Source organism: Pantoea sp. GD03673 (assembly GCF_029844725.1).
Classification (GTDB): Bacteria; Pseudomonadota; Gammaproteobacteria; order Enterobacterales; family Enterobacteriaceae; genus Pantoea.
Genome location: NZ_JAOCKJ010000009.1, coordinates 230,733 through 237,309, shown reverse-complemented (window position 1 = coordinate 237,309; position 6,577 = coordinate 230,733). Strand labels below are relative to the sequence as shown.

Genomic DNA, 6,577 nt, shown 5'->3' with positions numbered 1-6,577 from the left:
TGCGTAGTGACGAGTCGGGGTTTCATATTCAACGTGTGAAGTGTTGATGGTGATACCACGAGCTTTCTCTTCTGGTGCGTTATCGATCTGATCGAATGCACGAGCCTGGCCGCCGTAAGTTTTAGACAGAACGGTGGTGATAGCTGCAGTCAGGGTGGTTTTACCGTGGTCGACGTGACCGATGGTGCCCACGTTTACGTGCAGTTTGTTACGCTGAAATTGCTCTTTCGCCATGGCGATAATTCCTTACGTTGTGCCTTCACCATCTGGGTGAAGGCATCAGTTCAAATTTAAACCGTAGCTTATTTGCTACGAGCTTCAATAACGGCCTGCGCTACGTTGTTCGGCGCATCGTCATACTTCAGGAACTCCATGGAGTAAGAAGCACGACCTTTGGTCAGAGAACGCAGCTGAGTTGCGTATCCGAACATCTCAGACAACGGAACTTCAGCGTGAATCTGAACGCCAGTAGCGTTAGATTCCTGCCCTTTGAGCATACCACGACGACGGCTAAGGTCACCGATGACATCACCCGTGTTCTCTTCCGGGGTTTCTACTTCAACCTTCATGATAGGCTCAAGCAGAACAGGTGTCGCTTGTTTAAAGCCTTGTTTGAAGGCAATAGACGCGGCCAGTTTAAACGCCAGTTCTGAGGAGTCGACATCATGGTAAGAACCGAAGTGCAGACGCACGCCCAGATCCACAACCGGATAGCCAGCCAGTGGGCCTGATTTCAGCTGCTCCTGGATACCTTTGTCAACCGCAGGGATGTATTCACCAGGAATCACACCACCTTTGATGTCGTTGACAAATTCGTAGCCTTTCGGGTTCGAACCTGGCTCCAGTGGGTACATGTCGATAACAACATGACCGTACTGACCACGACCACCAGACTGCTTGGCGTGTTTACCTTCAACATCGGTAACTTTGTTGCGAATCGCTTCACGGTAAGCAACCTGTGGTTTACCCACGTTTGCTTCAACGTTGAACTCACGCTTCATGCGGTCAACGATGATGTCGAGGTGCAATTCACCCATACCCGCGATGATGGTCTGGTTAGATTCTTCATCAGTCCATACGCGGAATGATGGGTCTTCTTTCGCCAGACGGCCCAGAGCCAGACCCATTTTTTCCTGGTCAGCTTTGGTTTTTGGTTCAACGGCGATAGAGATTACCGGCTCCGGGAACTCCATGCGCTCAAGGATGATGACGTTGTCTGGGTCACACAGGGTATCACCAGTGGTCACATCTTTCAGGCCGATCGCAGCTGCGATATCACCCGCACGGACTTCTTTGATTTCTTCACGCTTGTTAGCGTGCATCTGAACGATACGGCCCAGACGCTCACGGTTTGACTTAACCGGGTTGAACACGGTGTCACCAGTGTTAACAACACCAGAGTAAACGCGGAAGAAGGTCAGGTTACCTACAAACGGGTCGGTAGCGATTTTGAACGCCAGTGCAGCAAACGGCTCGTTGTCGTCTGAGTGACGAACAGCCGGCGTGTCTTTACCGTCGTCCAGCATACCGTTGATCGCGGTAACGTCAGTCGGTGCTGGCAGATATTCAACAACTGCATCCAGCATCGCCTGAACACCTTTGTTCTTAAATGCAGAACCACAGGTTACCAGGATGATTTCGTTGTTCAGAACACGCTTACGCAGAGATGTTTTGATCTCTTCTTCAGTCAGTTCTTCACCACCGAAGAATTTCTCCATCAGCTCATCAGAGCCTTCAGCAGCGGCTTCAACCAGCTTCGCATGCCATTCTTCAGCCAGTTCCTGCATATCAGCTGGGATATCTTCGTAGACGAAGGTTACACCCTGGTCTTCGTCGTTCCAGTTGATTGCTTTCATTTTCACCAGGTCAACAACACCGGTGAATTTCTCTTCTGAGCCGATAGCCAGCTGCAGAGGAACTGGCGTTGCGCCCAGACGAACTTCCATCTGGTTAACAACTTTCAGGAAGTTAGCACCCATGCGGTCCATTTTGTTAACGAACGCAATGCGTGGAACTTTATATTTGTTAGCCTGACGCCATACGGTCTCAGACTGTGGCTGAACGCCACCAACTGCACAGTAAACCATTACCGCGCCATCAAGCACACGCATAGAACGTTCAACTTCGATGGTGAAGTCAACGTGTCCTGGGGTGTCGATGATGTTGATGTGGTGTGGTTCAAACTGCTTAGCCATACCAGACCAGTAACACGTGGTCGCAGCGGAAGTGATGGTAATACCACGTTCCTGTTCCTGCTCCATCCAGTCCATGGTTGCTGCGCCGTCATGTACTTCACCGATTTTGTGGTTTACACCGGTGTAGAACAGAACGCGTTCGGTAGTGGTAGTCTTACCGGCGTCGATGTGCGCACTGATACCGATGTTACGGTAGCGAGCAATGGGTGTTTTACGAGCCATTTGATTCCTCTGATTCTCGGACGTTCAAGGTAAGTCGACCCCAGCGGGTTGGCTATTTGAGCGCCCGCTGGTTTAACAACTACGTGGTGATTACCAACGGTAGTGAGCGAACGCCTTGTTGGCTTCTGCCATGCGGTGAACGTCTTCACGTTTCTTAACTGCAGTACCTTTGTTCTCTGCAGCATCAGAAAGTTCGTTCGCCAGGCGAAGAGCCATTGATTTATCACCGCGTTTACGAGCAGCATCTACGATCCAGCGCATTGCCAGGGCATTACGACGAACCGGACGGACTTCAACTGGTACCTGATAAGTAGAACCACCAACGCGACGTGACTTAACTTCGACAGTCGGACGCACGTTTTCCAGCGCTACTTCAAAGGCTTCCAGGGAGTTTTTACCTGAACGCTGAGCCAGGGTCTCAAGCGCGGTATAAACGATTGATTCTGCAGTAGATTTTTTACCATCTACCATCAGGATATTTACAAATTTGGCCAGCAGCTCTGATCCGAACTTAGGATCTGGCAGAATTTTACGCTGACCAATGACGCGACGACGTGGCATGGAAATACTCCGTTGTTAATTCAGGATTGTCCAAAACTCTATGAGTTTATTTTGACATTTAATTTAAAACGTTTGGCCTTACTTAACGGAGAACCATTAAGCCTTTGGCTTCTTCACGCCGTACTTGGAGCGAGCCTGCTTACGGTCTTTAACACCTGAGCAGTCCAGCGCGCCACGAACGGTGTGGTAACGCACACCTGGCAGGTCTTTTACACGACCGCCACGGATCAGGATCACGGAGTGTTCCTGCAGGTTATGACCTTCACCGCCGATATAGGAGGTAACTTCAAAACCGTTGGTCAAACGCACACGGCAGACTTTACGCAGTGCGGAGTTTGGTTTCTTAGGAGTGGTGGTGTACACACGAGTACAAACGCCACGTTTTTGCGGGCAAGCTTCCAGCGCCGGCACGTTGCTCTTTGCAACTTTGCGGACGCGTGGTTTGCGAACCAGCTGGTTAACTGTTGCCATTAAATAGCTCCTGGATTTGCTTTTGCTTCGTAAACACGTAATAAATCGCCTCGTAGAATTACGAGGAGGCAGAATTTTAGGGCTGAGTCAAAAGGGTGTCAAGAAATAACCAGGTTTTAGCCGATTACCAGACCATTTGTTGCTGATGCCTGCTCGTTAGCGTGACAAAGCCAGTATAGTCTATTGACTGCACACTGGTCGAAATTTGTCCAGCGAGCCCGCGAGCCTGAACATCTTCGTTCAGCACCCACAGCGTCGCTTCGCTCTCTGAGAGCCGCTTCAGGGCGCGGCTGCCCGTTAAGGCGGCCAGTACGCCATCCTGTAATAGCAGCAGGTCATCGCCTGCACCTGCCATTAAAAGCAGGGTCTCAAGGTCACTGTATGCCGGTGAGTGCATTAACGTGTGCAGCATGGGCGTCTCTTAAAAAGTCAGTATGCGATCGTAGCTGGCCAGCGTCTGGCGCAGTGTCTGGGCATCCAGTAGCGTCACGTTCAGCAACCGGTCAGCGTCAGTCGCTAATCCACGCGCTGCCAGCGATGTCCGGCAGAGATAGCACTGTTCAATGTCATACAGCGCCAGCACGCCAAAGGTCGCAGCATAGTGACGGCTCTTAATCGCCTCAGGCTGCTGATGCAGGTTGAGCTGCAGCACACCATCGCCAATAAAAAACAGGCCGATATCTTCACTGAGTGCGCCCGTCGCCAGCGCAGCATCCAGCCCTTCACGCCCTCCACTGCTGCCATGCGGTGCACGTGTAAAGACAAACGCAACGCGGTTCATCAGAACTGCACCATGCGTTCACAGCGCAGCGCCGCTTCTGCCAGCGCACCCAGCCCGCTCAGGGTAAAACCCGGCTGCAGGTTACTGGCCGCCAGCCCGAGCCGGTCCGCTTCCTGCTGATCGCTGACGCCACGTCGCAGCGCAGCCGCCACACAGATGTTCAGTGCCACACCCTGCTCCTGATGTAATGTCTGCCACGCGCGCACCAGATCAAACTCATCACTGGCAGGCGCGGTCAGTTGGTTCGCGTTCAGCACGCCTTCGCGATAGAAGAAAACGCTCTCAAGCTGATGACCAGCCTCCAGCAGAGCGCGGGCAAACAGCCAGGCGCTGGTCGCCTGTTGCGTACCATAAGCCGGGCCGGTAACCACCAGGGTATAGCGCATTACCGATCCTGTCCCTGAAAGTCGCCATTTTTAAACTGCCGGATGTAAAGATAGACCGTGTGCTTCGAAATGTTCAGCCGATCAGCGACCTGGTTAATGGCATCTTTAATGTCGAAGATCCCCTTCTCATACAGGTTCAGCACAATCTGACGATTCTTGGCGTTGTTCGACACGTTGCGGTCAGCACTCACCTCTTCAATGGTGAACTCCAGCGTCTGCATGACCAGATCGTCTACCGAACTGGCGAAGTTGACGTTCGAGTCAACCTGCTGCATTTCCGGCGGCATGAACGTCGACATGATCTGTGAGAACGGCACATCAAGGTTCATGTTGATGCAGAGCAGACCAATAACCCGCTGCTGACGATTACGAATCGCAATCGTGACTGACTTCATCAGCACGCCGCTTTTGGCACGCGTGAAATAGGCGCGGGAAACGTTGCTGTCCGCGCCATGCATATCATGCAGCATACGCAGGGCAAGGTCGGTAATAGGCGAACCGACTTTACGGCCGGTGTGTTCGCCATTGGCAATACGCACGGCCGAACACTTAAGATCTTCAAGCGAATGCAGGACAATTTCACAATGCGAGCCGATCAACATCGCCAGGCCATCCACGACAGCCTCGTACGATTTCAGAATATCGTAATCAGTTTGTTCGAACGGGCGCTGCTCCAGAAGATCGAAGTCGCTCAGTTCACCCGGATTGAATGGATTAGACATTGAAGAGTATCACCCTGAATGGCTGGAGCCTGTCACAGCGGCTTATGGGCAGACTCAATATTGGGATAATTAGGCAGCCATTAGTCTGGCAAATGTCGTCGGCTTATGCCAGAGGTTTGTCGTGAAGCTAAAATGAAACCGCCGCCCGGAGGCGGCGGTCAGCAGATTACTGTGCTTTTTCAGCAGCAGCAGGCGCAGGAGCCTGTGCTTTTTCATCTGCCTTTGGCGCGGGTTTGATATCAAGCAGCTCAACATCAAACACCAGAGTGGAGTTAGCCGGGATGCCCGGAACACCATTTTTGCCGTAAGCAAGATTCGGTGGGATCACCAGCTTGATCTTGCCGCCTTTCTTCACGTGCTTCAGACCTTCAGTCCAGCCTGGGATGACACCATCCAGACGGAATGAAAGTGGCTCGCCACGGGTGTAAGAGTTGTCGAACTCATTACCGTCAATCAGCGTGCCTTTGTAGTTTACGACAACCGTATCGCTGTCTTTAGGCGCGTCACCGGTTCCCTCTTTTTCAACTTTATACAGCAGGCCGCTTTCGGTTTTCTTCACGCCGCTCTCTTTAGCAAATTTGGTCGCAAAAGCTTCGCCCTTTTCAGCGTTCTCTTTCGCATCTTTTTCCATTTTCGCTGAGGCTGCGCCTTTCACACGGCCTTCGAAAGATTGCAGCGTCTGCTCGATCTCTTCGTCAGAAAGTTTGCTCTTGCCACCAAATGCATCCTGAACACCAGCAATCAGCTGCTGCTTATCCAGTTTGATGCCCAGTTTTTCCTGCTCCTTCAGGGAGTTGTCCATGTAGCGACCCAGTGAAGCACCCAGTGCGTAGGCAGACTGCTGGTCTTCATCTTTGAAGGCCGCATTTTTAGGTGCCTGAGGCGCGGACTGTGGCGCGGCAGCCGGTGCAGCCTGTGGTGCCGCAGCGGTGTCTGCCGCCATTGCCAGCGGAGCATTAAGTGCAACAGCCATGGTGGTAGCTAACAATGTGACTTTAAACAGTGATTTCATCCATTCTCCAAAACCGAAGCGTCTAACCTCGGGAAACATTGCGGACTTCAGGGCCCACACTATAACTTTACGTGGCAGTGTCGAACACTCCCACAATGTAATAACCCGGTCTACTTCCGACCTTTATAACATCGGGAAGTTTCATCAGAGATGATGCCGCGCGGCCTTTTTTCAAGCGCAACGCCTCCAGGCGTGAAAAAAACAGGTGATTCCTGGCATTCAGGTCG

The 6,577-nt window shown here is 52.0% G+C and carries 9 protein-coding genes; all 9 read right to left on the bottom strand.

The window, feature by feature from the left end:
- Positions 1-234, bottom strand: a 234-nt coding sequence (locus N5J69_RS18410; RefSeq protein ID WP_229518746.1) for a GTP-binding protein, incomplete at its 3' end; no start/stop codon positions are given.
- A gap of 68 nt (positions 235-302) precedes the next feature.
- The gene (fusA, locus tag N5J69_RS18405; RefSeq protein ID WP_279772065.1) at positions 303-2,417 is read right to left on the bottom strand and encodes an elongation factor G; all 2,115 of its coding nucleotides are present in this window, start codon (positions 2,415-2,417) and stop codon (positions 303-305) included.
- A 90-nt stretch (positions 2,418-2,507) separates the two neighbouring features.
- Entirely contained in the window at positions 2,508-2,978 is a 471-nt protein-coding gene (gene rpsG, locus N5J69_RS18400) for a 30S ribosomal protein S7 (protein ID WP_009087603.1), read from the bottom strand.
- 96 nt (positions 2,979-3,074) lie between these two features.
- Positions 3,075-3,449, bottom strand: coding sequence for a 30S ribosomal protein S12 (rpsL, locus tag N5J69_RS18395; RefSeq protein WP_003852912.1), 375 nt, complete (start codon positions 3,447-3,449; stop codon positions 3,075-3,077).
- A 124-nt stretch (positions 3,450-3,573) separates the two neighbouring features.
- Complete coding sequence (tusB, locus tag N5J69_RS18390; protein ID WP_279772064.1) at positions 3,574-3,861, bottom strand: sulfurtransferase complex subunit TusB; 288 nt, start codon at positions 3,859-3,861, stop codon at positions 3,574-3,576.
- Positions 3,862-3,870: 9 nt separating this feature from the next.
- Complete coding sequence (tusC, locus tag N5J69_RS18385; RefSeq protein ID WP_279772062.1) at positions 3,871-4,230, bottom strand: sulfurtransferase complex subunit TusC; 360 nt, start codon at positions 4,228-4,230, stop codon at positions 3,871-3,873.
- Positions 4,230-4,616 (bottom strand): sulfurtransferase complex subunit TusD, encoded by a 387-nt coding sequence (gene tusD / locus N5J69_RS18380; protein WP_279772060.1) that lies wholly within the window; start codon positions 4,614-4,616, stop codon positions 4,230-4,232. The genes tusC and tusD overlap by 1 nt, the downstream gene beginning before the upstream one ends.
- Positions 4,616-5,338, bottom strand: coding sequence for a transcriptional regulator (locus N5J69_RS18375; RefSeq protein WP_136196209.1), 723 nt, complete (start codon positions 5,336-5,338; stop codon positions 4,616-4,618). Before N5J69_RS18375 ends, tusD begins: the two co-directional genes overlap by 1 nt.
- A 166-nt stretch (positions 5,339-5,504) precedes the next feature.
- The gene (gene fkpA, locus N5J69_RS18370) at positions 5,505-6,350 is read right to left on the bottom strand and encodes an FKBP-type peptidyl-prolyl cis-trans isomerase (protein ID WP_279772057.1); all 846 of its coding nucleotides are present in this window, start codon (positions 6,348-6,350) and stop codon (positions 5,505-5,507) included.
- Positions 6,351-6,577 lie beyond the last annotated feature (227 nt).